Here is a 26,291-nt window from a genome sequence, read left to right on the forward strand (position 1 = left end):
GTCGCTGGATGCGCCCCTCCGAAATGGGGCCGGGCAGTGGCTTCATACTTCATAGGTGTCCGCCTAAATTAAGCGGACGCCTATGCAGCCCGCGAAGACACCAGAGCTTGCCTACACCGCCTCAATTGCGGAAGACGGTACTCGTCGGGCCGTTACCGATGATCCGCGTCGACCAAATCTGGCTAGCGGTCGAGCCGATAGACATGCGCGCCGGTAGCGACACGGCGATGGCTCAGGTGGTGAAGGTGTTTGGGGCGGCCCGCCCGCATCACGCCGACCTGTTCGCCAACCGTCGCGGCGCCTGAACAGGGGCCGCTTCGTCTGGCCCGGCGAAGGCCGGCCACTGAGCTTGCCCGTAAGCGCCCGGTGGCCCCATCTTGAAGGACAACAAGGGTCCAAGGAGTATCGTGTCCCCCTACATTCTTGGTGGACACGTGAACACTATCGAGGAAGTCGAACCGACACGGCGCAGGTGTACGCGCAGCGCAGAGTTCAAGGTCAAGGCTGTCATGCAGCCGGACATATTGATTGCCGCGGTGGCACTGCGTCATCGGTTGAACGCGAACTTGCTGCGCCATTGGGTTGCTGAGCAGGAGGAACTGGATGTTACGGCCGAGGCTCGTCAACTAATCGTGGCAGTCCGGACCCAGAAAGTGGGCCCGCCGGGGAAAGCGAAGACAGGCGTGGTGATCGCGGCTCCCGCCGCTTCGATGCGCCAAACCTGGTACCTCAGTCGCTACGGTTGCACTGTCGTCCGGGCTGAACGACTATCTCGTGCATCAATGGCGTCGCGGTCGCGGGGCCAGCCCCTTGCGATCGGCAGCATCGACGACGGTTGCCGAGTCGTACGGGGACCGCGAACACATGCAGACCGGCAAACGCTCTTGAAGAATGTCGCCTACAGGATGAGGCGTATTAGAGTTGCCAGCCTGACCGTGATCGCATCGGTGCAGGTCGCTTCTGCAGCCAGTCCACGACAAACTCACCGGACTCCTGAATGTGGGTCCGCATCGCATGCCTGGAGCCCGCAGGATCTCTCGCAATCAATGCGTCAACGATGGCGGAGTGATGCTCGATGTTCTTCCTCATCCGGGACTCGTACATGCCCAGCACGGTCATGTTGAGGATGTTCCTAGTGTAGTCTACGTGCAAGTCACAAATGATTCGCTCCAATGATGCATTACTGGAGGCGCTGTAGATCAATGCATGAAACTCCTGGTTCTTGGCAACCCAGTGGCGCATGGGCTCGGCTGCTTGCGAGGGGGGAGCTTCACCCGCCGCATTCACCGCGTCGTACAAGGCCCGTACCGAATCTACACATTCGGCATGCACCACCTGCAAGCGTTGCAGGTCCGCATCGGTTATCCACTGAGCCGCCAGCTCCGTTGCCATCCCCTCCAGCTCACCACGCAGCCAGTAGTTGGCGCTGATGTCTTTGGTGGTGGGGGCGACGACGGTTGCGCCATAGCGCTTTTGCTGAACAACCAAGCCCTTGATCTCGAGCTGCCGAAGTGCCTCTCTCACGGGAGTTCGACTAACGTCGTACTCTTCCGCCAACGTCTCTTGGCGCAGCTTTTGACCAGGCGCGTAAGCACCGTTGAAGATCTTCCCTGCGATCGACTCCACAAGGTTCTGGAGAAGGTCTTTCTCGCCAAGTTTCTCGTCGCCCATATCTATGCTCCTGTCACGCCTTAAAGAGGGGCGATGTGCCCGCTACGTCAGCGAGCGCCAAACACATCTTTCCACTTTGCAACCTCCTTGCGCATGCGACCCTGAAAGGCTTCGGATCCGGCAGGCATCGGCTGGCTTCCCTGCGAGATAAGGCTCTGCATGCCCTCGCTCTTGAGCACCTTAGCCATTGCATCCTCCAGCCGCTTTACGACATGAGCAGGCGTGCAGCTAGGGGCGACCACGCCGGAAATCGACCCTACCTCAAACTCTACGCCGAGCTGCTCAGCAACGGTAGGGATATTCGGCAGTCTGGGCACTCGCTGGCTTGACGTCACGCCAAGAGCGCGCATCTTGCCAGATTCGACGAAAGGCCCGACGACCACAGTCTCAATAGCGGTGCTCTGCACCGCGTCCGACAGCGACGCGTTTGCGGCCTCCGCACCACTCTTGTACGGAACATGCAGAAGCGTGGTGTCCGTTGCCTGCTGCAGCGATGCGAGCACTTGGTGGATGGAAGTGCCCAGTCCAGAGCTCGCAAACGCTACGCTATCTCGTTGCTGCTTTGCCTGAGCGACAAGGGAGTGCAGATCGCGAATAGCAGACTTCTCGGACACCACCAACACCAACGGAGTGTTGGCAATCATTGAGATGTATGTGAAATCTTTGATGACGTCGTAGTTGAGCGTCTTGTTGATGAGAGGATTGAGCGCCACCATACCGTTGGTGATGACCATCAGCGTATAGCCATCGGCTTTGGCGCGCGCGACGCCGACCGCGGCGATGTTTCCGCCTGCGCCTGGCTTGTTGTCAACCACAACAGGCTGCCCCAACTCTTCTTGAAGCAGCTTCGCAACCGTGCGAGTAGTCACGTCGGTAATACCACCAGCACCGAACGGAACCACTAGCGTTACGGGACGAGTGGGCCAGCTTTCAGACGCGTATGGAGTACCGATAAAGCTGATCGCGAGCGTGGTGCCGATGAGCACCCTTTGGAAGAAGGACGTAAACACGGGTTGCATCATGTGATTCTAAAAATTGACCGTTAATCTCTCGACGTGCCAGGGGCGTTGATCTTTTGGCCCATCAGACTTTCGTTGTCGCCGAACTGGGGCCGTTTGTTGTGATCAGCGCTCCAGATCCGACGTCGTCAGCTCCGGAACATCGCCCTTGATGTTCATGCGCCCCTCATAGACAGGGCGAGCTCCGCTAGTAGGACCTTGGTACTGCACAAAAAAAATGGTCCCACCCGTGTCAGTGGTCAGTTCCTCTTCGACGTGTGGATCCGGGTGAAAAACGACCGTGCCCGGGCCGAAGGGCTTGCCACCCATTTTGAATTCACCCTCAATCACATACCAGACTTGTGCGAAATCGTGTTTGTGAAGCTTGAATCCGGCGCCAGACTCGTAGCGCAAAAACCCTGCATTGGGCTCGGTCGGGCATTCGGGCCGTGTGTGAAAAAGGAATTTTGTCTTGTTCTTAAAACGCCCCATCTCCCATTCCATATCTTCCGGGCGGCGATACTGCGGCATTTGGTGGACAAGCAGGGTGCCATTCGTGTTAACAGCGCTCATTGAGGAACTCCGGTTGAGAAAGGATGGGCCATTCTATGACCGCTCGAAAAAAAATACTGGATACAGAATGGCCTTCGCCTCACCTCGAATCGCTGGGCTGGAACGGCGCTCATGCTTTCGCGTGAGAATCGAATCTGTAGGTTGAGTCCGAGGGAAGCGATGCATGTTGCGCCCGCGTAGACCTGCGCGCCCACGTCCGCCGACTGGGAGCCCTGCGCCGCGCCGGCATCGTGGAGCACGTGGACGAGGGGCTATGGAAGGTGCCTGACGACCTGCCGGAGAAGGGCCGCCAGTACGACGCGCAGCGCCTGGGCGGCGTCGTGGAATTGAAATCGCACGTTGAGGCGGCAGCTTACTGCGACGGTGCGCGGTGGTGGGGTGTCTTGGGAGCTGGGATGGCAGCGTGGGCCAGGGATTGGATAACACGCAGTCCTTTCCTGTCCGAAGTCCAAGTTCAATGTCCGTCGAGCGGCGCCTCGGGTATTTCCGTCAATAATTGCGCCAGCGCCTCTGCCGCAGGCGTTTTGCGCGACTCGTTCCAGATCAGCCGGAAACTTGCATCAGGCAAAGGCGACAGTCCATGCCGGCCATCGATGGCAACCAATCCGGTTCCAGATTCTCCTGCGGCAACGCCGTGATAGCGAGGCCCGCCTGCACGGCCGCACGCAGGCCTCGCTGGCTGGGTGAGGTGAAGGCCATCCGCCAGTCAATTCCCGCTTGGTCCAAAGCGTCGGTGCCGATCTGTCGATGCATGCAGGGTTTAGGCGCGACGGCCAGGGGCAGCGGCGTGTGGTTGGCCAAGTCGAAGCCCCGTACCGCTGCCCAGACGAATCGGGCTCGCCGCAGCAGGTCCGTACCCACCCACAAGGCTTGCGATATTGACCAACTGCTGCCGCACATCTGGCAGCCATCCACTGCTACCGCATAACGTCGACTTCGCGAAGGGGACGAACCGCCTGTGTTTGCTGCCCCCTTGCGCTGGGGTAGCGAGCAAATTGGCGCGAACGATCTGGACCGTGCTGGCACGCGGACAGGACTGGCGTCCCGAGGCGTGGCAGCCCGAACACTGACGAAACTGCGAAATTCAAGAGAACAACCGCATTGAAGGAGAGTAAGCGACCACGCGTGTGATCGCACAGACTGGTCGGACCGTGACGCGGACACTCCGGTAGGGATCAAGAGCGAAGAACTCGATCTGCAGATGGGAACCTCGTCAGCGAAATCACTAGGACCAGCAGGCATATCAGCTTACACAACAGGCCGGATATAAGACTGCAGCCCTGCCTTTTGAATCGTCACACACACGAGTTCTTGCGATCCGGGAGGCGCCCATATAAGACCGTCCCTAGTACTTCGCGTCTCGCTGGCGCGCGTGCCCTCACGCCAACTCGCGCGTTCATCGCGATCGAGCAAGATAATACAACTGCGTGAGCCAACGTCGCCGACGCTGGTAGGTGGCATTGAGATTTCATGCGGTAGGGGAGTGTCCAGCGATCACCAGTAACACTTCCGCGGGCAGTTTACTTGTGCAAATCAGCCGGTGCGGCACGGAGGCGTTGAAATGGACGCAGTCGCCCGCTACCAAGTGTTCGGTGGCGTCGTCGAGTTCCAACTTGACCTCGCCGCTAAGTACGTAAATCAACTCTTCTCCCTCGTGGTGACTCATCAAATGCCGCGAGCCCTTTTCCCGGCCCGGCTGCAGCACGAACGCCACTATCCGCTGACCTGGTGCCGTGCCCGCGACCAGCCGGGGCGAGCTCTCATCCGGTTGCTTCGCCTTGGAGGCGGCCGCGCGAGTAATCGTGACCGCGCTTGCCACTGACGGTTGGCCAAACAGTTCATCCACTGGCAACTTCAAAGCGTTGGCTAGTTTCAGGGCCACGCTCACCGAAGGATTAGCCAGCCCCCGCTCCACCTTGGAGACATAGCTGCGTGTGAGGTCCGCGGCTTGGGCGAGCCCTTCCAGGGTCATTCCCGCCTGCGTGCGCAGAAGTTTCAATTTGATTGTCATGGTTTCTTGCAGGACACTTGAGTCCTATCGTACACTTGAGTCCTTGGTCGGCGACACACATTTGTCGCCGCTTCGCCGAAGTTTTTAGGAGTATCTCATGGCAATTTCCCTGTCGCTTCGCTGGAGAAGTTCATTTATCACTGCCGCAACTCTGCTCGGCGCCGTCTTGAGCGCGTCCGCGATAGTGGCAGTTCCAAAGCCCGCCTTGGCTCAAGCTGCCTACCCATCCAAGCCCATCAAGCTGATCGTGCCGTTTGGCGCCGGCGGCATCAGCGATGTCGTCGCGCGCCTTGTTGGCCAGAAACTGGGCGAAGAACTCAAGCAGCCAGTCGTCATCGAGAACCGCGCGGGCGCTGGCGGCAACATCGCGGCCCAAGCACTCGCGCAGGCTGCACCCGATGGCTATACCTTGCTGCTGGGCACAGTCGGGACGCAAGTTGTCAACAAGATGGTCTACAACAAGCTCGCCTATGACGCTAGCGCCTTCGCGCCCATCTCACTGGTAAGCAACTCTCCCTATGTACTGGCCGTCGGGGCGGTGCCGCGCTTCGACGACCTGAAGAGCCTAGTGGCCTATGCCAAGGCCAATCCCGGAACGCTGAACGCTGGCTCAGCCGGAAACGCAAGCTCACCGCACCTAGGGCTGGAACTCTTCAAAATCGCGACGAACACCGCCATCGTCCACGCCCCCTTCAAGAGCGGAGCCGAAGCAATCAACGCAGCTTTGAGTGGCCAGGTGCAGATCGTGATCGACGCAATCCCCGTCATAAAGAGCCAAGTTCAGGCAGGGCGTTTGAAGGCATTGGTGATCGCCGACGATGCGCGCAGTACCGCGATGCCGAACGTTCCCACCAGCGCTGAAGCAGGTATTCCCACCTTCTTGATTGGCTCTTGGAACGCATTGCTTGCGCCTCCTGGTACTCCCAAGCAGCAGACCACGCTTTTGTCGGAGGCCCTGGCCCGCGCCATGGCTCGTCCTGAGCTCAAAACCAAGCTGGCCGAAATAGGCGTCGAGCCGCTACCCACTGGTGAAGCGGCATACCTCATGCACGTGCGCAGCGAAACCGAAAAGTGGGCGCGAATCACGAAAGCCGCAGGCACGAAGCTGGATTGATCGCCATGCGCATCATCGACACGCAGCGTTCTGGCAACTGTTGGAAGGTTCGGCTTCTGGCGAGCTTCTTGGGCATCAATCTCCGGAGAACCACACTCTCGATAGACCGCGGCGACCTCAAGTCGGCCACCTTTGTTGCTGACGCGCCAATGAAGAAGGTGCCTGTGCTCGAGTTGGACGACGGCAGCATGCTGAGCGAGTCGGGAGCCATCCTTTTTTATCTGGCGCACGGCACACGGTGGTGGCCTCAAGAGCTCAACGAACAAGCCCAGACGCTTGCGTGGATGCACTTCGAGCAGGAGCAGCACATGCGCCCGCTTGCCCAACTGAGGCTTCATTTGGCACTGAAAAAAGACCTGACGCTCTTCGATGCTCAAGTGCGAAATTGGCTCCAAGAAAGCAACGACGCGCTCGCAATTCTCGAGGCGCGCTTGACGACGGGGCGGCAGTGGGTATCCACCAACACTGCGCCAAGCATTTCGGATGTCGCTCTGTATCCGTACACCCGCATGTCCCCGATGGGCGGGGTCGCTCTGAACGACTACCCACTGGTGCAGGCGTGGATGGCCCGAATCGAAAGCCTACCAGGCTACGAGCCCTTGTTTCCCGGGCAACCCGACTTGAATTTCTCGACACTCGAGACCTCGAGCTAACTTCTTTTCCACGCTGATAGGAATATTCACCATGGCAAATGACACTTTTTCGCTTAACAAGGACGCCCTGATCGACAAGGCGAATGCTCAGATGGAAACCTGCCTGTTGCCATCCGAGTACACCCTGCGCCAGAAGCTCGCATTGACCTGTCGCATCCTTTTCGAGAACGGCCATGACTCGGGTCTGGCAGGCCAGATTACAGCGCGTACAGAGGTGCAGGGCACATACCTGACGCAACGCCTTGGCCTGGGCTTCGACGAGATTACGGAAGACAACTTGGTGGTTGTCGACGAGGACCTGAATGTCCTGGCTGGTTCTGGGATGGCCAATCCGGCAAACCGCTTTCACTCGTGGGTCTATCGTGCACGGCCGGATGTCAACTGCATCGTCCATACGCATGCCCTGCACTCGGCGGCTTTGAGCATGCTTGAAGTACCGCTGGAGGTCTCCCACATGGATAACTGCGTGCTGTATGACGACGTCGCCTTCGTACCAAAGTGGCCTGGCGTGCCGGTCGGCAACGAGGAGGGCGAGCTGATCTCCACGGCATTGGGAAGCAAGCGCACTTTGATGCTCTCGCACCATGGCTTGCTGGTTGCAGCTGAAAGCGTTGAAGCAGCGTGTGTATTGGCGATCGCGTTCGAGCGGGCCGCAAAGATGCAACTGCTTGCTGCCGGCGCTGGTCAGGTCCAGCCGATCGATCCGGCCCTGGGACGTGAAGCGCATGACTGGATCCTGCGTCCGAGGCGCAATGAGGCGGCCTTCGCGTACTACGCGCGCCGCACCCTGCGAACCGGCCGTCACTCGGACTGCATCCAGTCGCGCTGAACAGGACATAAAAGTTCAAGCAGATCAAAGCATACAAACATTCACTTCATCAAAATGGCAAAACCAACATGAGCGCTCAATTCAAAGGCATCATTTCCTATCCAGTCACGCCGTTCGAGAAGGCCTCGGGCAAAGTGGATCTTCTGGCTGTGCGCGGTCTCATCGACCGTCTTGTCGCTCGCGGTTCGCACGGCATCGCCCCCTTGGGCAGCACCGGAGAAAGTACCTACCTGGATGACTCCGAGTGGGACGCCGTCGCGGAAGCCTCAATCAAGCAGGTCAACAAGCGCCTGCCGGTCATCGTCGGCATCTCTGATCTGACGACGCGCAATGCTGTTCGCAAGGCAAAGTTTGCAGAAGCCGCTGGCGCCGATGCGGTGATGGTGCTTCCGGTGTCATATTGGAAGCTCTCGGACGAAGAAATCTTCCGCCACTACGCCACGATCTCGGACGCCGTGGGTGTGCCGATCATGGTTTACAACAATCCTGCCACCAGCGGCGTCGACATGAAGCCCGAGCTGATCGTCAGGATCGTCAAGGAGATCGAGAACGCAACGATGGTCAAGGAAAGCTCAGGTGACATCCAACGTATGCACACGCTGATGCAACTGTCGGATGGCGGCATTTCGCTTTTCAACGGCAGCAACCCGCTGGCGCTTGAGGCCTTTGCGGCCGGCGCCATCGGCTGGTGCACCGCCGCACCGAACCTGATCCCCGACTGGCCCATGGCACTCTACGAGACCTGTGCCGCGGGCGACATGAAGCGCGCTCGTGACGTGTTCTACGCCCAGCTCTCGATCCTGCGCTTCATCGTGCAGGGGGGGCTCCCCACCACGATCAAAGCCGGCCTGGGTCTGCGGGGCTTCGAGGCGGGCGCGCCGCGTTCACCTCTTCTCCCGCTCGGTACTGCAGGGATCAAGTCCCTGGAGACCATGCTGAAGGCCATCGACTCGAGGTCACTTTCGGAGCAATAGCCTTCGCAGGAATGAGCGGCTGAGACCAGGCGCGCGCAGAAGGACCGCTTCGCGCGTCAACTTGGCCGGTCTTTCCTCATCACTAAATCATGAGAAAAACCACGCTTTATCACGATGGCTGCAACCTCTGCTTAGCCATAGAATCCTCCTTCAAGCGCATGATGGGAGACGGGCTGAACTTCGAGTCGATCAATCTCGGTCTCGATAACGCTCGCAGCGAGGAGGCTGCAAGGCTCGGTGTCAAACGCCTGCCGTCTCTGGTCATCGACGGCAAAGTCCTGCGCGTTGACGACCATTCCTCCATCGAGCATTTTTTCTGAGCGCTACTGCGAGATAACGGAAGCCGATTATCCAGTCATGAGCTGAGCGCTGCGTCTTGGTCGGCGGCGAAACACGCACACATGTCAAAGGCGAGCTGCACGGCCTTTGACAACACACAAGCAGTTTCAACATGCCAAAAACGTCTCATAACCGATCCGATCGAACCCAAATCGGCGATGGTGCCACACTGCCCGCGTCGCCGATAGGCACCTTGAAAATGCTGGTGCGCTACAAGGGTTGGGCGAATAGCCTGACGTTCAATAACGTGATGGAACTGCCGGAGGGGGAGGCTCTTCGGCAGAGATCGACGCGGTTTGGAAACATGGTGCACACCTTGAACCACGTGTATGTGGTGGACGATATCTTTAGGCACCATCTGCAAGGCAAGAAGCACAGCTACACCGCGCGCAATACCGAGCAAACGCCTGCCGTTGGCGATCTATGGACAGCAGTGCAGGAAATGGATCGCTGGTATATCGGTTTAGTCGACACTTGGTCGAACGAGGATCTTTCAGAAGTCGTCCATTTCGAATTTGTCGGCGGAGGAGAAGGTGCCATGACTCGCGAGAAAATCGTGCTGCATATCGTCAATCGCGGTACCTATCATCGCGGCTTTGTCGGTGACCTGATGTATCAGGTGCCTTTTACGCCGCCGTCTAACGATTTGCCTGTATTCATCAGAGATCACTATAGCTGCACTCAGTGAATTCCCCGGGCGATTCAGTCGTGGGAGATCGGGCAGAAGCGTGGACCTGCCGTCAGCTAACTGACCGCCCGACCAGATTCAACGGTCTAGCGCGCGCAACACGTCCGCGAGCTTTTTCACCGCGATCTCCAATTCCCTCGGTGCATGTGCGGCAAATCCCATGAGGAACCCAGCCTTATGCTCGCTCGACGCATGCAATGCTGTCAGCCCCAGTAAATCGATGCCGGCACGCTGCGCTGTATCAATGACTTCACGCTCGGGAATGTCGCGAATGAAGACGCAAGACATTTGCATGCCGCCGTCTGGCACCTTAAGCTCCACGAAGTCGGCCAGGTGCTTGCGCACCAGCCGCTCCAGTACATTGCGCCGCTCAGCATAGACGGCGCGCATGGTTCGCACATGCGCCCCGAAATGCCCACCCTCCATGAAACGCGCCAGCGTCAGTTGCGGAATCGGCGCGCTGTGTCCATCCAGCAAGGTGCGGGCAGCCGTCATCGGAGCTACAAGCTCAGGTGGCAGCACCATGAAGCCAATGCGCAAGCCGGGAAACAATGATTTGGTGAAGGTGCCGATGTAGATCGTTCGCTGATGCTGGTCTAGTCCCTGTACGCAGGCCGTAGGCTTGCCCGCGTAGTGGAACTCACTGTCGTAGTCGTCCTCGATGATCCAGGCTTGGTGCTGCTGCGCCCATTCGATAATGTCCAGTCTCCGGTCCAGCGCCAATGTCGCTCCGGTCGGAAATTGGTGCGAGGGTGTAAGGAACACCGCCTTGCCCGATTGCCGGACTTTTCGCAGATGCTCCACACGCATGCCTTCGGCATCCAGCGACACGGGCACGCATTCCAGGCCAGCGGCGTCGAACGCCTTGCGTGCGCCGTGATAGACGGGGTCTTCGATGAAGATGCGGTCGCCGACGTCAAGCAACACGGTAGCGCACAGGGTCAGGGCCTGCTGGGAACTGGTCACCACCAGCACGCGCTCGGGGGTGGCATGCGCGCCGCGTTCGAGATTGACGTAGTCCGCTATCGCGCGCCGTAATGGCTCCATCCCTTGCGGTGGGCTATGCAGTAGTGCTGTGGTGCCCCACTCTTTCAATACCTGCCGCTCCAACCGCTCCCAGGTTTGCAGCGGAAAGCTGCGCGTTTCCGGCACACCGGGAGCGAAGGGGCGCGGGGAAAGAAAGTCTCGCACGCCACCGCCGCGGTACATGGCCGTGCCGCGCTGGCTCAGCCGCACCGGTTCGCGCGGCGATGCGGGACGCCGCGCCGCGCCGCGCCCCGGCAAACGCTGTGTCCGCTCTGAAACGAAGCTGCCGCTGCCGACGCGCCGCTCGATGAAGCCCTCTGCATGCAACTGGCTGTATGCCGACTCCACCGTGTCGCGGGAGACACCCAGCGACTTCGCTAGTGCGCGGGAAGCAGGCAGCGGTTTGGCGACATCGAGCGCGCCGTCGAGGATCAGTTGCCGGATGGCGCGCTGGATGCGTGCATGCAGGGGCAAGGTGCCATGTGCCGGGTCAATGACCCAGGCTTTGACAGATTCAAGTTGGGCGTGCTTGAACAATTGGCTGGTATCTCGTTAAGAAATTGGCTGGGGACAGCATGCCATTTTAAGCCTATAAATCAGTATCGCGTTCAGGTCAATCACCCATTCTCAGGAGTCCGATACCAACTATGTCATCCCCCACGTCACTGTTATCCGCTCGCTTGCTCGATCTCGCTCATCCCATCGTGGCTGGCTTAATCTCGGTCATCGTTAACTACGGCGGCACCTTCATCTTGGTGTTCCAGGCGGCCAAGGTGGCCGGCCTCAGCCCCGAACTGACCGCATCGTGGGTGTGGTCAGTTTCGATTGGCGTGGGGGTGACGGGGCTCATCCTGAGCTGGCTGACGCGGGAGCCAATCATTACCGCGTGGTCCACGCCAGCGGCAGCGTTCCTGGTGACGGCGCTGGCCACCACCCCCTACGCTGAAGCGGTGGGTGCGTATCTGATTTCAGCGGCTGCGTTTGTGGTGCTGGGATTTTCGGGATGGTTCGAGCGCTTGATCCGGCTGATTCCTCGGGGTGTGGCCGCAGGTTTGCTCGCGGGCATCCTGCTGCAATTCGGCATCAAGGCTTTCGGCGGCATGAGCGTCGATCCGTTGCTGGCCGGTTTGCTGATCGTGACCTATGTGGTGCTCAAGCGATTCAGTGCACGCTATGCCGTCGTTGGCATCCTGGTGCTGGGGCTGCTCTTTCTGCTCATGCGGGATCGGGTTGACCTGTCGGGACTGACGTTGAAGCTCGCCGCTCCGGTCTTCACCATGCCGAGGTTCTCGCTCAATGCGTTGCTGAGCGTCGCATTGCCACTGTTCCTCATCACGCTGACCGGCCAGTACATGCCCGGCATGCTGGTGCTGCGAAATGACGGTTTCAAGACCAGCGCCGATCCCATCGTGACGGTGACCGGGTTAGGCTCGCTGCTGATGGCGCCGTTTGGCTCGCATGCGTTCAACATCGCCGCCATCACTGCCGCCATTGCCACGGGCCGGGAGGCGCACGAAGACCCGTCCAAGCGCTGGATCGCAGGCATCGCCGCAGGCGTGTGCTACATCTTCGTGGGCGTGTTCGGCGTGACACTGGCCGCCGTCTTCATGGCCTTTCCGGCGACCTTCATCACCACGCTCGCGGGACTGGCGCTGCTGGGTACCATCGGCGGTAGCCTAGCCACCGCCTTGGCCGACGCGAAGACGCGCGAAGCGTCGTTGATCACCTTCCTGGCTGCGGCGGCCAACATCACGTTGCTGGGCATCGGTGGAGCGTTCTGGGGCCTGTTGATTGGCCTAGTGGCTCATGTCGTGCTCAATGGACAACTGCCGCGCCGTGAGCGGCCGGCCATCGCGGCATCGACTGCTGAGCCTGCGATCAAGAGGGAGGGTGCCAATGCCTGAGCCATCGGACACCCAGACCCGTCACGACCAGCATGGCCGTTATCTACAGGCGGCCACGGTCGATGACTTCCGGCATAATCTGGCCGCGGTGCGGGGCCGCATAGACGCGGCCTGCCACCGCGCGAGGCGCGATCCGGCAGGGGTGCGCCTGCTGCCGGTTAGCAAGACCAAGCCCGAGGCCAGTCTGCGTCTGGCCTACGCTGCGGGTTGCCGCCTGCTGGGTGAAAACAAGGTGCAGGAAGCCTTCGGCAAACGGGAGGCCATGCAGGATCTGATTGATCTGCATTGGTCGGTCATCGGTCATCTGCAGACCAACAAGACCAAGCTGGTGGCGCGCTTCGCCAGTGAGTTCCAGGCACTGGACAGTTTGCGTGTCGCCGAAGTGCTGGATCGCCGCCTACAGATCGAGGGGCGATCGCTGGATGTGTTCGTGCAGGTCAACACCTCCGGCGAGGCTGGCAAGTATGGGCTGTCGCCTGAGGACGTGCAGGGCTTCATCAAAGAGCTGCCCGCCTTCTCGGCGCTGCGCGTGCGCGGGTTGATGACACTGGCGCTGTTTTCGTCCGAGGCTGAGCGGGTGCGTCAGTGCTTCATTCTGCTTCGCAATTTGCGCGACCAGTTGCGCCAGAGTGCGCCCGCTGGCATCGCCCTGGATGAACTGTCCATGGGCATGTCCGGCGATTTCGAGATCGCCATAGAGGAAGGGGCCACCGTGGTGCGCGTCGGCCAGGCCATCTTCGGCGCGCGCTCCATGCCGGATCGCCACTACTGGCCTGGCGAATCCAGCACAGAGGAGCCACGGCCATGAAAACCGCCATTGCCATCCGCCATCTGCATTTTGAAGATCTCGGCACGCTGGAGCCGCTACTGACGGCGCTGGGCTTCAGGCGCTGGGATTGAAGGCGAGGGAGACAGGAAGGGCGCGTTCGTCGGGCTCGGGCCAGCGTTGCGAGACCGTCTTGATCTTGGTGTAGAAGCGAGCTGCGTCGGGGCCATAGAGGTGGCCTTCGCCAAACTTGGACCGGCGCAATCCGCCGAAATTGAAGTAGGCGGACGGCAGCGGCACGGGGACGTTCACGCCGATCATCCCGGACTCAACTTCCATCATGAAGCGATGTGCCGACTTTCCGTCGCGGGTGAAGATTACCGAGCCATTGCCGTACTCGTGCAGGTTCGTGATGTCAATCGCCTCTTCGAAGGTCGCCGGCCGCATGATTCCTCGCACCGGCCCAAACACCTCGTCTTTATAAAGGTGCATGTCCGTTGTGACCCGGTCGAACAATGTCGGCCCCAGGTAAAAGCCATTAGCGTGGCGCGGAATTTCGATATTTCGCCCGTCGAGCACCAAGTCGCCGCCTTCTTCGATACAGCGCGAAATTGCCCGTTCGACGGATGCCTTGGATTCTTTGGAAACAACCGCACCAAAGTCCGCGCTGGCGTCGTCGTAGGGGCCAACCTTCAGTGCTTGGATCTTCGGTACGATCAGTTCGCGCAGGCGTTCAGCCGTTTCGCCATGCTCGATGGCGCCAAGGGTTCAGCCTGGTGCATCGAGCAGCGGCTGGGACAGCAGCTTGCCGCGACGGTACCGGGCGGCGGGGTGTCTTGGGAGATTGGGCGACAGCGCGGCAATTCGATCGGCTGACTGCCATCAACATCAGCACGAGAAGTTGATAGACGCGCACGGATTTGGCGCCAAGCCCTGCTGGGCGAACATTGGCTGCTCAAACCTCGCATTCCAAATTGCTCCGAGACGGCCGGCGCGCTGATGACGGGCGTCAAGTCGGATTTGCCGGGCGACGTGATCGGCACGGTGACGGAGCCGATCTTGACGTGATCGACGACATGGCCTCACGCGGCCGCGACGACGGCGGGGAGTGGGTAGAAGACTATACGACCACCGTCACCGAAGAAGCTAGAGTCCAGCTCACCGGCCTCCTGCAGGCCTGGGCACGCACGCACTGCCAGCCTGATTTCTACAAGGTCAGGAACACCCGCCCTACGTACTGAGCGCTTACGACTTCAGCGGCCGCCAAATCGTTCATGGCCCGGCTTGCGGCCCCATGTTTGTAGTCCTTCCACTGGAAGGTGACCGCGTCGCCATCGAAGCGCTGCAGCCGGTGGTTGCAGGTGGCGACCGCGGATTGCTGGCGAAGGCTGACAAGAACCATGACACGGGTGTCCGCTTTCGAGAAGGCCACGAGTCGCTCAAGCATTCGCATCCTCATCGTTGCCATTCCGTTCCATGCCTCGTTGATGCCCCGCCTTCATGAGCGCAGGTTTGCCTTGCTCAGCCATCGCGGCATCAACCGGGTCGTCGCGCTGCCGCATCAGCCAGTAAACGATGCCAAGCGCAACCAATGCAGCCGCAAGAGCAGCGATATGCGCGGGCGGCGTGGCTGGGTCGAGAATGATGAATTTGCGCGCTATCGCCAACAGGGCAATGAGGATGACGGTCTTGACTTGGACAATGTGGTCGCGCCGCACCATAACCCTGGTAATTGAATGCTTGAACTCCATTGCGATCAGCAGTGTCATGACCATGCCGAACACCGATTGAAATGTCCCATGATCCAGCGGGTTCAGTGCGCCCGACATAAGCAACATGGCGACCGCGCGTATCAGTTGCCAAAGTGATACGACAATGATCACTGAAACCACTGCGCTTAGGATGTGGGCAACGATCTGCTCGAAGCGCTCATAGAAGCTCAGAACGCGCCACTGCAGCCGATATGCATCAAGATCCCTGCGCAGGCCGCCTCTTTCATTCCTCATGGTTCACCCTTCCAGATAGTTAGACATCGATGGAGCGGATTGAGAGGGAAGCCGGGGGCACGAGCCTCTCCGGGCCGGGTTTAAGGCTTCCTTAACATATTAGGGTGCGGGCGTATTCATGTGCAGTGGGCCTGTGCACTCCGCAGATCGACTAGCGGGTGTGGCCAGGAGCCCCCCGTCTCGTGGCCATCGCCTCGCCACATGCCAGATGTCAGGGCACGGCCACCGCCTCGCTGATTTGCGAGGTTCACGTTTCGGGAGCGTAGTCATGCTGGCCCGACTGCCGGCGAGTCGCAGTTCGAATCGGAGGTACAGGCGGCAGAGAATCCATATAGTTCGCATGTGATCTCATCTGAAATTGTCGTCGACTCCACTAGCGATGTCGAATGACCGAGCGTGGCCGAACCTGGAGCGCGTGGTGTCGGCACCTGGGTGGGGAGTTTGGTCTATAACGCAATAAGCCGCCTGCCAAGGGGTGGCCCACCTGGCGTGCGCTACGCGCCCGGTAAAACCGGCGGACAGGGCACCACTAGAGATAAATGCGGGTGCCGTCTAAAGTTGTTCGCGGCTGTCGGCATGAAAAAACCGGGCACGTTTTGGCCCGGTTTCATTTGCGGCAAGGCGCTCGGCCAGGCCTGGCAACGGCAAGCGAAGGTCTTAACGGCTGCAGGCCATGCCCAACGCCTTGGCGGCGGCACTGCGAATGTCGGAGCCGTTGCTTTGAGTGGTTAGCGCTGCGATCAGGACTTCCCTTGCCTCCGCGCCGCCCACGTAGCCAAGGCCTTCCGCAGCGGCGGCGCGAATCTGAGCGCCGTTGGTGGTGGTGTTCAGCGTTTGGATCAAGAGGGCGAGGGGCAGTCGGGGACCAGACGAATGCCCCGGCCTGTGCTCCGACAGAGAATGCCAAGAATGTCCGCGGACCGGCAAGTCCATGCTGCCTTCACCTGAGGGTTGTTACATAGCGCCAGGTCTACGGTCTCGTCCAGCGCGAGACCTTGCCGGTCTCCCGGTGCACCATGCAATACCGCTCACGCGCGCCCCCGCTCTCCGCCGCGCCGGGTCAAACGTGCGGGCTACTCAGCGCCCTGGGGGAAGTCCCCAAGGCCGTGGGCGTCGCGAAATCCCCATAGAACCCCCGCACCAGATTCGATACTCATGCACCAAGACGGCGTGAGAGTTTGTCGCCTATGGTGCACGTCCATTTGTGTTTAAGTAAATACCCTAGTTTAATTGCATAGTAATTATATAGATTGCTATACGCATATAAAGAAACTATTCTCTGCCTACCGACCGGCGCTGCCGCGGACTGAAAGCCAACGAGGAAATTCATGATGAAGCAGTTGCTGGATACCTTGTCCAATATCATTGGCGCAACGTCGCTGCTCACTGAGAGCGACGATCTGGCCGGTTATGTCAGCGACTGGCGCGGCCGCTATACGGGCAAGGCGCTTTGCGTTGCGCTACCACGTAATACGGAGCAGGTTTCCGAACTGGTGAAGGCCTGCGTTGCCGCTGGCGTGGCGGTCCTGCCCCAGGGTGGCAATACCAGCCTGAGCGGCGGCGCGGTACCGTACGAGCAGGGCAACTGCGTCATCATCAATCTCTCGCGCATGCGTCGCATTGTGTGCATCGATCCCGCCGACAACTCCATGGAGGTGGAGGCCGGTTGCGTGCTCGCGGAAATCCAGGCCGCTGCGATCGAGGCAGGCCGGTTCTTCCCTATCAGCCTGGGTGCGGAAGGTTCCTGCCAGATTGGCGGCAACATCGCCACCAACGCCGGCGGTACCGCTGTCCTTCGTTACGGCAATACCCGCGAGAACGTGCTTGGCCTGGAAGTCGTGCTGCCGGACGGACGCATCTGGCGCGGCCTGCGTACGCTGCGCAAGGACAACACGGGGCTTGATCTCAAGCAGATGTTCATCGGCGCGGAAGGCACCCTGGGCATCATCACCGCGGCCACGCTGAAGCTGCACCCGCTGCCTAGTGCGCATGCCATGTCCTGGGTCGCGCCTGTCGACGTAGATGCGGCCCTGAAGCTGCTGGGCATGTTCCAGGCCGCATGTGGCGCACAGCTATCCGCCTTCGAACTGATGAATGCCAGCCAGCTCGACATCGTGCTGGAGCACGTCCCGGGCCAGCATGCCCCGCTGGCGCAAGCGCACCCGTGGCATTTGCTCGTCGAGCTAAGTGATACTTGCGATGACGCACGGTTGCAAGAAGCGCTCGAGGCCACGCTGGAGAAGGGCCTGGATCTGGGACTGATAGCCGATGCGGCGATCGCCGCCAACTCCACCCAGCGCGAAGCTATGTGGAAGCTGCGGCATAGTGTGTCAGAGGGCAACAAGAAAGCTGGTATTGGCCTGACGCTGGATACCGCCGTGCCAGTGTCGAAGGTGCCTGCGTTTATCGAGCAAGCGACCCGCGCGATCGAAGCGAACTTCGATGCGCGCGTGGTGGTAGTGGGTCATCTTGGCGACGGCAATATTCACTTCATCCCGTTCTTTGCATTCGACACCTGGCAGGCCCTGCCCGATCAGGCGGGCACCGCCGCTGCGGTGCGCCGCGCCGGGCACGATGTCGCCGCCAAACTGAACGGCACCTTCAGCGCTGAGCACGGCGTGGGCCGGACCCTGCTGGCGGAAATGCGCCACTACAAGAGCGACGTCGAGCTTGACATGATGCGTGCGGTCAAGCGTGCGTTCGATCCGCTCGGCCTGTTCAACCCGGGCAAGCTGATTCCCTGATCTTCACGGCACCGTTTCCCCCTTTTCTCTCACGACCCCCATCCCAGTAGGAGTACCGCCATGAGCAACGCCGACAAGCCAAGCAATCCTTCGCGTCGCAACGCCTTCAAACTGCTGACCGCCAGCACTGCCGCACTTGCCATGCCGGCCATCTGGACATCAGCCAAGGCAGCCTCGCAGCGCATCGTAGTGCGCGACTCGGGCGGTGTCTTTACCAAGGCGTATGGCGAGGTGTTCTACAAGCCATTCACCAAGGCTACCGGCATCCAGGTTGTCGGCGTGCCCTCCAACGCAGAGCCCACCGCGCAGATACGCACCATGGTGGATGCCAAGAACTACAGCTGGGACATGGCATCGATCAGCCAGCCCGCAATCGAGGTGCTGACCACCGACGGCAAGGACTACCTCGAAAAACATGGGCTGGGCGCCGATCCCGTCGTGGCTGGCATCCCCGCGCAATACATGTCGCCGTACGGTGTTGGTGCCAACGTATACACGACCGTGCTGGCCTACCGTACCGAGGCGTTCAAGGGACGCAAGGCGCCCACGCAATGGAAGGACATGTGGAACGTGCAGGATTTCCCCGGCCGCCGCGCGCTGCGCAAGCATCCGTTCGACACAATCGAAGAGGCTCTGATGGCGGACGGTGTCGCGAACGGGTCAGTATATCCCTGCGACGTGGATCGCGCGCTGCGTAGCCTCGACAAGGTGAAGTCCAATGTCGCGGTCTGGTGGAGTGGCGGTGCGCAGGTCGAGCAGATGCTCAAGTCCGGCGAAGTGGACATGGTCGCGACATGGATCTCCCGCGCCCAGGCCGCCATGGATGCCGGCGCGCCGGTAGGGATCTGCTGGGACCAGCACCTCTGGGGCGTCGACAGTTGGACCATCCTGAAAGGTTCGCCCAACGCTGCGGCCTGCCGCGAGTTCATCAAGTTTGCATCCGACCCCAAGCGCCAGGCGCAGCTCACGCAATACCTGGCAGCCGGCGTCACGCATCCGGACGCCTTCAAGTACATCGATGCCAAGCATGCCGTGACGCTGCCCACGTATCCCGACAACATCAAGCGTGGCGTGAAGATCGATGCCAGTTACTGGGTCAAGAACCAGGGGTCCGTGCTCGAGAAGTTCAATGCCTGGATCCTGAAGTGAAGCGCTCGCTTTGACCTCGGCAATATCAAGAAAAGGTGGGCGTGATGCCACAAGTGACACAGACACAGACTAAGCTACAAAAACTGCAGACCAAGCAGCTATCCAAGCGTTATGGCAATTTCATCGCGCTCGCGCCCACCGATCTCTCGGTCCCGGAAGGCGAGTTCCTGACGCTGCTCGGGCCCTCAGGGTCGGGCAAGACGACGCTGCTGAGCCTGATTGCCGGTTTGTCGCAACCGGATGCTGGCAGCATTCGCATCAACGGCGCTGACGTTACCTTCGGGGCGCCCTATGAGCGGGACATCGGCATGGTGTTCCAGAACTACGCACTGTTCCCGCACATGACTATCGCCGAGAACATCGGATTTCCGCTGAAGATGCGCAAAATGCCGGCACGGCAGGCGGAGCGGGAGGTCAGCCGCGTGCTCGATCTCGTGCACCTGCCGCACGTGGCGCATCGCCTGCCAAAGGAACTCTCGGGTGGCCAGCAACAGCGGATCGCGCTGGCGCGCTGCATGGTCTACCGTCCTTCAATCATCCTGATGGACGAGCCGTTGGGGGCGCTCGACAAGAAGCTGAGGGACCAGATGCAGCTTGAAATCAAGCGTATCCACCGCGAACTCGGCACCACCATCGTGTATGTGACGCACGACCAGGAAGAGGCCATGACGATGTCCGATCGTATCTGCCTGATGAATGGCGGCAAGATCGAGCAGCTCGGCAGCCCGGCGGATCTTTACTTCCGTCCCCGCACCACCTTTGTGGCCGACTTCCTCGGCGAGTCAAACCTGCTGCCGGCCACGGTGGATGCAGTGAACGGCAGCTTGCTGGATGTCAGCTTCATTGGGCTGCCCGCACGCGGCCAGGTACTGGCCAATGGCGCCACTTTCCGGCCCGGAGACCGGGCCAAGGTGATGATCCGCCCGCAGAACCTCCATGTTTCCGGTACGCCGGGCGCGCCCAGTACGCTGTCGGCGCGGCTGACGGATATCGTGGTGACGGGCGGCGTGACCAAGTCCTACCTGGTCCTGCCGGGCGAGCAGCCACTGGTGGTGGCCGAACTGACCCGCGGCGGCCTCGGCCGCCACCATCCCGGCGACACGCTCACGGTGAGCTGGCAGGCCGAAGATGCCGTTGCGATTCCGGAGTAAGCCATGGTCACTCAAGTCATGAGCGCGGCCACGACGCCGGCTGCCAAGCGCCGGCCTGCCTGGCACCGCGATTTCCTGCTCGGCGCGCCCACCGTCCTGTTCCTGCTGATCATGCTGGTATTCCCGGTCGGACAACTGATCTGGATGAGCGTGTCGGTGGACGGCCGTCTTTCCCTCGAACTTTACGCACGCCTGTTCCATTCGTCCGTCTATCTCGACGTACTGTGGATCACCCTGAAAATTGCCGGCTGGACCACCTTGCTGGCGATCGTCGGCGCTTATCCGGTGGCCTACCTGACATCGGCAGCGGGTGCACGGGCGAAGAGCTCGCTGCTGTTCTGGATCCTGTTGCCGTTCTGGACCAGCTTCCTGGTCCGCATGTTCTCCTGGATCGTGCTGCTGGGCCGCAACGGTGTGCTCAACCAGTTGCTGAAGGCCGCCGGCGTGACTGACGTGCCCGCCGATCTGCTCTACAACTTCGGTGCAGTGATGGTCGGCATGGTGCACGCCATGATGCCGCTGGCCATCCTGACGATGATCTCTGTGATGGAGAACATCGACCGGCGCCTGCCGCGTGCAGCGCTGACCCTGGGCGCACGGCCCGGCACGGCGTTCTGGCTGGTCTATTTTCCTCTGTCCATGCCGGGCGTGGCGGCAGCGGGCATTATGGTCTTCGTGACGTCGCTTGGCTTCTTCATCACGCCGGCCCTGCTGGGCGGCCGCCGTGAAACCATGATCACGCAACTCATCATCGACCAGGTCCAGCAAACCATGAACTGGGGCTTTGCTGGTGCCATCTCGATGCTGTTGCTGGTTGCCGCCCTGATTGTGTTCGTGGTCTATGACAAGCTGGTTGGCTTGTCGACCCTGGCTGGCAGCGGCTCCGCGCCGGCTGGCCGCAGTTCGGCTACCCGCGGCCCGCTGCGGCGCGCCGGTTACCAGTTGCTGGGCGTGCTGGCCACGTTGTCCGACGGCCTGGGCCGTTTGCTGCCGCGCCGTGTGCGTGCGGCGGCGAAAGCGGAAGAGGGCGGCAGCAAGATGCTGTGGATGGTGGTGATCCTGATCCTTGCCTTCCTGACCTTGCCTGCGCTGCTGATGATCCCGATCTCGTTTACGGGCGGCAGCGGCCTTGACTGGCCGCCGCGTGGGTTCTCGCTCCAGTGGTACAACGAGGTGTGGGAATCTCCCACTTGGATGCAAGCCACGGTGCGCTCGCTGATTGTCGGGGCGGGCACGGGATTCCTCGCCATGGTGATCGGCACGCCCACGGCATTCCTGCTGGTGCGCTCGAACATCCGGTGGAAGGCTGCATTGCTGGCGTTCATCCTGCTGCCAATCATCGTGCCCCGGATGATCACGGCGGTTGGCATCTTTTACTTCTTCTCCAAGCTCAACCTCGTTGGCTCCGCGGCCGGTCTGATCCTCGGGCATACCGTCGTGGCGATCCCCTATGTGGTGATGACCATGATGGCCGTTCTGAAGAACTACGACACACGCCTGGACCAGGCCGCGCAGAGCCTCGGCGCGCGCCCCTGGCAGACGATGCGCTACGTCACGTTCCCGATCCTCGGGGCGGGCCTACTGTCGTCGTTCCTGTTTGCCTTCGTGACGTCGTTCGATGAACTGACCATCGCGCTGTTCGTGACCGGCGGCCTGGATTCGACCTTGCCCAAGCAATTCTGGGACGAAGTGATCCTGAGCGTCTCGCCCACGATCGCTGCGGTGTCGAGCCTGCTGTTCGTCTTTATTGCCGTGGTGATCATGGCCGCGGACCGGCTGCGCAGGCGCAGCGCGGACCACTGAAGCCTGCCAATCCCACCTATCTATTTTTAATAAATAACCGGTCGCCAGTGCGGCCTCTCTCCTACAAGACGATGATTGACTCAAAGCAAGTGCAAGGCATTTTTGCCGCCATTCCCACTCCGGTCCAGCACGACGGCGCTGTCCACGAGGGCGCCACCCGCGCCTTGCTCGACTACCTGATCCGCCAGGGCGCGGACGGCGTGGTGCCGCTAGGTGGCACGGGTGAATTCGGTTCGTTGTCGCAGCGCGAGCGCGTGCGCATGGCGGAGGTGACCACCACTCACATTGCCGGAAGGATGCCTGTCGTAGCCGGCGTGCTAACGCCGGGTCTGCGCGACGGGCTGGATGCCGCGCGCGACTTCGCCGCCGTTGGCGTGAATGCCGTGATGGTGGTGACGCCTTACTATACGAATCCCACGCAGCAAGGCATCCGCGATTACTTCATGCGGTTTGCCGACGAGTCGCCGCTGCCGGTCCTGCTCTATGAGATCCCGTATCGCACCCGAATCGCGATCGATCCCACGGTCATCCATGAACTGTCGAGGCACGAGCGCATCATCGGCATGAAGGCGTGCAATCCGGATCTTTATCATTTCCTCAAGACCGCGGCCGGCATCGACGAGAGCTTCTCCCTCCTGAGCGGCGAAGACACCCTGTTCCCGCTGCACGTGTCCGCTGGTGCTCGCGGCGGCGTGCTCAGCACCGCCACCATGCTACCGAAGACTTGGCGCCGCATCATGGACCTCGTGCGTGGCGGAAATCTGCAGGAAGCCCTGCTGATGCACCGCCAGTTGATGCCGTTTATCGATCTGGTCTTTGCGGAAACCAATCCGGGTCCGATGAAGTCCGTGCTGCAAGCGATCGGGGTCGACGCCCCCGAGCTGCTGGAGCCGTTGTTGCCGGCCGCGGCGCAGACCAGCGCTCGCTTGCGCGAGCAGTTCGAGCGCTTGCTCAAGGACTACGAGTACGCGTGACGCAGCGCGAAGGCGGCGCATGCCCGGCCGGTGGCCCGGGCACGCCCCGCGGGAAGCGGCTTACCGCCCGTATTCGGTGAACTTGGATTTGGAGACAGAGGTCGCGGCCACCTGCACGTGCTTGGCGAGTTCCGACTCCACCTTATCGGGTGTCCAGCGGGAAGTGGGCACCGAGATATTGATGGCGGCAACGGGACGGCCGCGGTGATCCAGGATTGGTGCTGCCACGGAGATATCGCCCATCACCGTCTCGTTGGCAATGATCGCATAGCCTTTCTCTGCCGCCTGCTGGATGCGTCGGCGCAGTTTGCCGAGGTGAACCTCCGTGTACGGCGTAATGGCAACGCGCTCGACCGCTGTCAGGATTGCGTCGCACTCGTCCTCTGGCAGGCGCGACAGGATCGCCGTGCCGGAGGAGGTGCAGAACGCGGGCAGGCGACTGCCCACCGCAATGTCCATATTGACAAGATGCCGGCTCAGGAAGCGTGCGACGAACACGATCTCGTGACCATCCAGCTCCTGCAGGTTGGTCGTCTCGCCGACGGTGCGGTTGATGTCCTGCAGGTAAGGCAGCGCCTTGTCGATCAGCTCGTTGGCACGCACGTAATTGAAGGAAAACTGCAGGAGCTTCGGCGTGAGGCCATAGGTCTTGGTCTCGGCGATGCGGCGCAGGTAGCCAAGCGTTTCCAGTGTGTAGACGATGCGTTGCGTCGCGCTGCGGTCGAGCTGCGCGGCTTTCGCGATGTCGGCCAAAGTCATGTGCCGAATCGGACCGTCAAATGCATGCAGTACGCGGAAGGTCTTAGCGGCCGAGCCGACAAACAGCGCCGAATCGGTGGGATCCGGCTGCTTTTCCTGCTGTTTATCTTTCTTTGCGAGCGGGTCTTCGCTGCCCGTGCCTGCTTGCTTGCGGGTGCGAATTGATTTTGGTTCCACTGTCGATCCTGTCATGTTAGGTGCTCACGCGTACGGCAGGGCATGGCGCCATGGCGCGCGTGGAGGCGATTGCCATTCGCTTGGGTGATGCAAAAAGTGATTCAAATGAGGTTGGAGATGAAATGCTAAACAAGCTCAAGGTAGTTTTCGTCGGTGGCGGCAATATGGCCAGTGCCATCATTGCCGGGCTTCTCGCCAACGGCGCTGACGCTAGGAACATCACCGTCGTTGATCCTGCAAACGACCTCCGGGAGCGCCTGACCAGGGAGTACGGTCTGCATACGCTGTCCGCCGCGGATCGGACGCTGAACGACACCGACGTCGTGGTCCTTGCCGTCAAGCCACAGGTCATGCGCGAAGTCTGTGAATCCTTACGCGGATGCCTTGTCGATTCGCTTGTGATCAGCGTGGCAGCAGGCATCAGGCTGGAGGCGCTGGCAAAGTGGCTCGGTGACTGCCCGCGCCTGGTACGCGCAATGCCCAACACCCCGGCGCTCATCGGCCAAGGTATCACCGGGATGGCATCGGCCAAGACGCTGTCGTCAGCCGACCGGAAGATCGCAGATACCATTGCCGGTGCCGTCGGAGAGGTGACATGGGTGGAGCATGAAGACCAACTGGATGCCGTCACCGCACTGTCCGGCAGTGGACCCGCCTATGTCTTCTACTTTATCGAGGCTATGGAACAGGCCGCGGAGAAAATGGGGCTGCCCGCCTGGCAAGCCGCCACACTCGCGCGTCAGACGTTTTTCGGCGCCTCGGCGCTGGCGCGGGGCAGCAGCGAGGCAGTCGCTATGCTGCGCCAGAGAGTGACGTCGCCGGGCGGCACCACAGCCGCCGGAATTGACGCCATGGATAACAAGAACCTGAAGGCGGTGTTTGTCGAAGCAATCGAGGCTGCCGCGCGGCGTAGCGTCGAACTGGGCAACCTTGGCAGCTAACCTGGGACCATCGCCTAGCCCGGGCTCCTGCCGAGCAAGAGTCCGAGATCTGCCTTGCGGAGTGCCGGGGCTTCCAAGCGCTGGTTCGGGGCCCTGTCCACCTGCGTGTGACAGAAGATAGATCATGTGCATATGAAGTATGCGACTTGGAGGCCAGTGGAAGATGATCTCTTGTATCTTGAAGCGATCACGACGCGTTTGCCTCATGGCGCCAGAATCTGAATTCAATTTTTATAATTGTATAGTAATTATTTCTGTCTGGAGAGGCTGCAATGATCGTCTTCTTACGGCAGGCCGTCATCAATCGCAACATCATCCCCGCTGCTAGGTCGTAAGAAGGTTCAGGACGTTAAGCGGCCAGACATCGCAGGGATGATGGATAAGCTCTTGTACAAGCAGACGGAGGCGAACAAGGTCTTCAGCGTCTTGCGCAAGATGTTCAACCTAGCCGAGGTCTGGGGCTATCGGCCTGACGGCACCAAGCCTGTCTGCCCGGATTTCTGCTGTTTGCTGCGCTCAACATTGGGGCTCCCTGGCGATGATGCTGGCGCGGACTCCTTATGGCTACGGGACTATTCGGGCTGCTGTGTTGATGACCGTCCTGATCGGCTTGGTATTGGTGCTGCTGGCGGTCTGGTTCTCTACCTCGTCCCTTCCTCTAATGGCGCTGCTGACCGGTCTGCTGGGCGCCTGGACCTATGCGGCGGCGGCTGGCCTGAACATCGCGGGCTTCAATGGCGGCATCGCACTGGGTTCGCTGCTGGGCGGGGCCAGCCTGGAAGCGATGGGGCTGACCAGCACGGCCTGGGTCGGTGCGGTTGCCGTGGGCCTGGGGATCGTCTGGATGCTCTGGCAGATGCGAGGAAACCGCGCTCGACGCACCGAAGTCCCTGGATGAGGTGTATTAGCTGGGACTCGATCTGACAGATAGTCGGGCTGTTGAATCGAGAAGCGCGGCTCAATGCGGGATCAGTTTCTCCTTGGCGAGTTCCAGCGAGTCGAGGAAGGTGCGCATGGGCGTTTTGCCGTAGCACCATCGCC

28 protein-coding genes and 3 pseudogenes are annotated in these 26,291 nt (G+C 60.6%); 19 read left to right on the forward strand and 12 right to left on the reverse strand.

Annotation, left to right across the window (positions count from 1 at the left end):
- Positions 1 to 158: 158 nt before the first annotated feature.
- On the forward strand, positions 159 to 305 hold the full coding sequence (locus AC1DQR_RS36865; protein ID WP_477134818.1) for a transposase family protein: 147 nt from the start codon (positions 159 to 161) through the stop codon (positions 303 to 305).
- Between the two features lie 610 nt (positions 306 to 915).
- On the opposite strand, the gene AC1DQR_RS36870 is transcribed toward AC1DQR_RS36865, so the two are convergent.
- From AC1DQR_RS36870 to AC1DQR_RS36880, 3 genes are all read right to left on the reverse strand, one after another.
- Entirely contained in the window at positions 916 to 1,671 is a 756-nt protein-coding gene (locus AC1DQR_RS36870) for a GntR family transcriptional regulator (RefSeq protein WP_477134819.1), read from the reverse strand.
- Between the two features lie 47 nt (positions 1,672 to 1,718).
- The gene (locus AC1DQR_RS36875; RefSeq protein ID WP_477134820.1) at positions 1,719 to 2,693 is read right to left on the reverse strand and encodes a Bug family tripartite tricarboxylate transporter substrate binding protein; all 975 of its coding nucleotides are present in this window, start codon (positions 2,691 to 2,693) and stop codon (positions 1,719 to 1,721) included.
- A 102-nt stretch (positions 2,694 to 2,795) separates the two neighbouring features.
- A complete protein-coding gene (locus tag AC1DQR_RS36880) occupies positions 2,796 to 3,242 on the reverse strand; it encodes a cupin domain-containing protein (protein ID WP_477134821.1) in 447 nt (148 codons plus the stop codon).
- A gap of 188 nt (positions 3,243 to 3,430) precedes the next feature.
- Here AC1DQR_RS36880 and AC1DQR_RS36885 point away from each other — a divergent pair.
- Positions 3,431 to 3,616: pseudogene (locus AC1DQR_RS36885) on the forward strand (DUF3363 domain-containing protein); the annotation flags it as partial.
- Positions 3,617 to 3,696: 80 nt separating this feature from the next.
- On the opposite strand, the gene AC1DQR_RS36890 reads toward AC1DQR_RS36885, so the two are convergent.
- The 3 genes from AC1DQR_RS36890 to AC1DQR_RS36900 all read right to left on the reverse strand — a co-directional run bounded on the left by AC1DQR_RS36890 (position 3,697) and on the right by AC1DQR_RS36900 (position 5,253).
- Positions 3,697 to 3,846 (reverse strand): hypothetical protein, encoded by a 150-nt coding sequence (locus AC1DQR_RS36890; protein WP_477134837.1) that lies wholly within the window; start codon positions 3,844 to 3,846, stop codon positions 3,697 to 3,699.
- On the reverse strand, positions 3,786 to 4,484 hold the full coding sequence (locus AC1DQR_RS36895; RefSeq protein ID WP_477134822.1) for a LysR substrate-binding domain-containing protein: 699 nt from the start codon (positions 4,482 to 4,484) through the stop codon (positions 3,786 to 3,788). The genes AC1DQR_RS36890 and AC1DQR_RS36895 overlap by 61 nt, the downstream gene beginning before the upstream one ends.
- Before the next feature lie 226 nt (positions 4,485 to 4,710).
- Positions 4,711 to 5,253, reverse strand: a complete 543-nt coding sequence (locus AC1DQR_RS36900; protein ID WP_416047056.1) for a helix-turn-helix domain-containing protein — start codon at positions 5,251 to 5,253, stop codon at positions 4,711 to 4,713.
- Positions 5,254 to 5,350: 97 nt separating this feature from the next.
- Here AC1DQR_RS36900 and AC1DQR_RS36905 point away from each other — a divergent pair, with 97 nt between their 5' ends.
- The 6 genes from AC1DQR_RS36905 (at position 5,351) to AC1DQR_RS36930 (ending at position 9,850) form a co-directional block, all read left to right on the forward strand.
- The gene (locus AC1DQR_RS36905) at positions 5,351 to 6,367 is read left to right on the forward strand and encodes a Bug family tripartite tricarboxylate transporter substrate binding protein (RefSeq protein ID WP_416047055.1); all 1,017 of its coding nucleotides are present in this window, start codon (positions 5,351 to 5,353) and stop codon (positions 6,365 to 6,367) included.
- A gap of 5 nt (positions 6,368 to 6,372) precedes the next feature.
- Positions 6,373 to 7,020 carry a glutathione S-transferase family protein gene (locus tag AC1DQR_RS36910; protein WP_416047054.1) on the forward strand — a complete coding sequence of 216 codons (648 nt, stop codon included), beginning with the start codon at positions 6,373 to 6,375 and terminating at the stop codon, positions 7,018 to 7,020.
- Positions 7,021 to 7,051: 31 nt separating this feature from the next.
- Positions 7,052 to 7,849, forward strand: a complete 798-nt coding sequence (locus AC1DQR_RS36915) for an aldolase (protein ID WP_416047053.1) — start codon at positions 7,052 to 7,054, stop codon at positions 7,847 to 7,849.
- Positions 7,850 to 7,917: 68 nt separating this feature from the next.
- A complete protein-coding gene (locus tag AC1DQR_RS36920; protein ID WP_416047052.1) occupies positions 7,918 to 8,823 on the forward strand; it encodes a dihydrodipicolinate synthase family protein in 906 nt (301 codons plus the stop codon).
- A gap of 89 nt (positions 8,824 to 8,912) precedes the next feature.
- Positions 8,913 to 9,143 (forward strand): thioredoxin domain-containing protein, encoded by a 231-nt coding sequence (locus tag AC1DQR_RS36925; RefSeq protein ID WP_416047051.1) that lies wholly within the window; start codon positions 8,913 to 8,915, stop codon positions 9,141 to 9,143.
- Positions 9,144 to 9,361: 218 nt separating this feature from the next.
- Entirely contained in the window at positions 9,362 to 9,850 is a 489-nt protein-coding gene (locus AC1DQR_RS36930) for a DinB family protein (protein WP_477134832.1), read from the forward strand.
- 78 nt (positions 9,851 to 9,928) lie between these two features.
- On the opposite strand, the gene pdxR is transcribed toward AC1DQR_RS36930, so the two are convergent.
- Positions 9,929 to 11,413, reverse strand: coding sequence for a MocR-like pyridoxine biosynthesis transcription factor PdxR (pdxR, locus tag AC1DQR_RS36935; RefSeq protein ID WP_477134823.1), 1,485 nt, complete (start codon positions 11,411 to 11,413; stop codon positions 9,929 to 9,931).
- 110 nt (positions 11,414 to 11,523) lie between these two features.
- Between pdxR and AC1DQR_RS36940 the strand changes: the two genes are divergently transcribed.
- Both AC1DQR_RS36940 and AC1DQR_RS36945 read left to right on the forward strand, forming a co-directional pair.
- Positions 11,524 to 12,780 carry a benzoate/H(+) symporter BenE family transporter gene (locus AC1DQR_RS36940; protein ID WP_477134824.1) on the forward strand — a complete coding sequence of 419 codons (1,257 nt, stop codon included), beginning with the start codon at positions 11,524 to 11,526 and terminating at the stop codon, positions 12,778 to 12,780.
- Complete coding sequence (locus AC1DQR_RS36945; protein ID WP_477134825.1) at positions 12,773 to 13,588, forward strand: YggS family pyridoxal phosphate-dependent enzyme; 816 nt, start codon at positions 12,773 to 12,775, stop codon at positions 13,586 to 13,588. The genes AC1DQR_RS36940 and AC1DQR_RS36945 overlap by 8 nt, the downstream gene beginning before the upstream one ends.
- Before the next feature lie 75 nt (positions 13,589 to 13,663).
- Here the strand turns inward: AC1DQR_RS36945 and AC1DQR_RS36950 are convergent, their stop codons facing one another.
- Positions 13,664 to 14,302 (reverse strand): aldehyde dehydrogenase family protein, encoded by a 639-nt coding sequence (locus tag AC1DQR_RS36950; protein ID WP_477134833.1) that lies wholly within the window; start codon positions 14,300 to 14,302, stop codon positions 13,664 to 13,666.
- Here AC1DQR_RS36950 and AC1DQR_RS36955 point away from each other — a divergent pair.
- Positions 14,276 to 14,422, forward strand: a pseudogene (locus tag AC1DQR_RS36955) (DUF3363 domain-containing protein); the annotation flags it as partial. The gene AC1DQR_RS36950 and the pseudogene AC1DQR_RS36955 overlap by 27 nt on opposite strands.
- A gap of 331 nt (positions 14,423 to 14,753) precedes the next feature.
- Here the strand turns inward: AC1DQR_RS36955 and AC1DQR_RS36960 are convergent.
- The 3 genes from AC1DQR_RS36960 to AC1DQR_RS36970 form a co-directional block, all read right to left on the reverse strand.
- Entirely contained in the window at positions 14,754 to 14,993 is a 240-nt protein-coding gene (locus tag AC1DQR_RS36960; protein WP_477134838.1) for a hypothetical protein, read from the reverse strand.
- On the reverse strand, positions 14,986 to 15,552 hold the full coding sequence (locus AC1DQR_RS36965; RefSeq protein WP_477134826.1) for a phosphate-starvation-inducible PsiE family protein: 567 nt from the start codon (positions 15,550 to 15,552) through the stop codon (positions 14,986 to 14,988). The genes AC1DQR_RS36960 and AC1DQR_RS36965 overlap by 8 nt, the downstream gene beginning before the upstream one ends.
- Before the next feature lie 657 nt (positions 15,553 to 16,209).
- Positions 16,210 to 16,485 carry a HEAT repeat domain-containing protein gene (locus AC1DQR_RS36970; RefSeq protein WP_477134827.1) on the reverse strand — a complete coding sequence of 92 codons (276 nt, stop codon included), beginning with the start codon at positions 16,483 to 16,485 and terminating at the stop codon, positions 16,210 to 16,212.
- Between the two features lie 398 nt (positions 16,486 to 16,883).
- On the opposite strand from AC1DQR_RS36970, the gene AC1DQR_RS36975 reads away from it, so the two are divergent.
- From AC1DQR_RS36975 to dapA, 5 genes are all read left to right on the forward strand, one after another.
- Complete coding sequence (locus AC1DQR_RS36975) at positions 16,884 to 18,296, forward strand: FAD-binding oxidoreductase (protein WP_477134834.1); 1,413 nt, start codon at positions 16,884 to 16,886, stop codon at positions 18,294 to 18,296.
- Positions 18,297 to 18,356: 60 nt separating this feature from the next.
- A complete protein-coding gene (locus AC1DQR_RS36980) occupies positions 18,357 to 19,445 on the forward strand; it encodes an ABC transporter substrate-binding protein (protein WP_477134828.1) in 1,089 nt (362 codons plus the stop codon).
- Positions 19,446 to 19,489: 44 nt separating this feature from the next.
- Entirely contained in the window at positions 19,490 to 20,596 is a 1,107-nt protein-coding gene (locus AC1DQR_RS36985; protein WP_477134829.1) for an ABC transporter ATP-binding protein, read from the forward strand.
- Between the two features lie 18 nt (positions 20,597 to 20,614).
- On the forward strand, positions 20,615 to 22,399 hold the full coding sequence (locus AC1DQR_RS36990; RefSeq protein WP_477134835.1) for an ABC transporter permease subunit: 1,785 nt from the start codon (positions 20,615 to 20,617) through the stop codon (positions 22,397 to 22,399).
- A gap of 71 nt (positions 22,400 to 22,470) precedes the next feature.
- The gene (gene dapA / locus AC1DQR_RS36995) at positions 22,471 to 23,373 is read left to right on the forward strand and encodes a 4-hydroxy-tetrahydrodipicolinate synthase (RefSeq protein WP_477134830.1); all 903 of its coding nucleotides are present in this window, start codon (positions 22,471 to 22,473) and stop codon (positions 23,371 to 23,373) included.
- Between the two features lie 60 nt (positions 23,374 to 23,433).
- Here the strand turns inward: dapA and AC1DQR_RS37000 are convergent, their stop codons facing one another.
- Positions 23,434 to 24,324, reverse strand: a complete 891-nt coding sequence (locus AC1DQR_RS37000; RefSeq protein ID WP_477134831.1) for an IclR family transcriptional regulator — start codon at positions 24,322 to 24,324, stop codon at positions 23,434 to 23,436.
- 107 nt (positions 24,325 to 24,431) lie between these two features.
- Here AC1DQR_RS37000 and proC point away from each other — a divergent pair, with 107 nt between their 5' ends.
- From proC to AC1DQR_RS37015, 3 genes and pseudogenes are all read left to right on the forward strand, one after another.
- A complete protein-coding gene (proC, locus tag AC1DQR_RS37005; protein ID WP_477134836.1) occupies positions 24,432 to 25,250 on the forward strand; it encodes a pyrroline-5-carboxylate reductase in 819 nt (272 codons plus the stop codon).
- Positions 25,251 to 25,540: 290 nt separating this feature from the next.
- Positions 25,541 to 25,736 (forward strand): annotated as a pseudogene (locus AC1DQR_RS37010) (integrase); the annotation flags it as partial.
- Between the two features lie 106 nt (positions 25,737 to 25,842).
- On the forward strand, positions 25,843 to 26,148 hold the full coding sequence (locus tag AC1DQR_RS37015; protein ID WP_477134839.1) for a hypothetical protein: 306 nt from the start codon (positions 25,843 to 25,845) through the stop codon (positions 26,146 to 26,148).
- Positions 26,149 to 26,291: the final 143 nt, after the last annotated feature.

The organism is Cupriavidus sp. 05L411 (assembly GCF_056398045.1).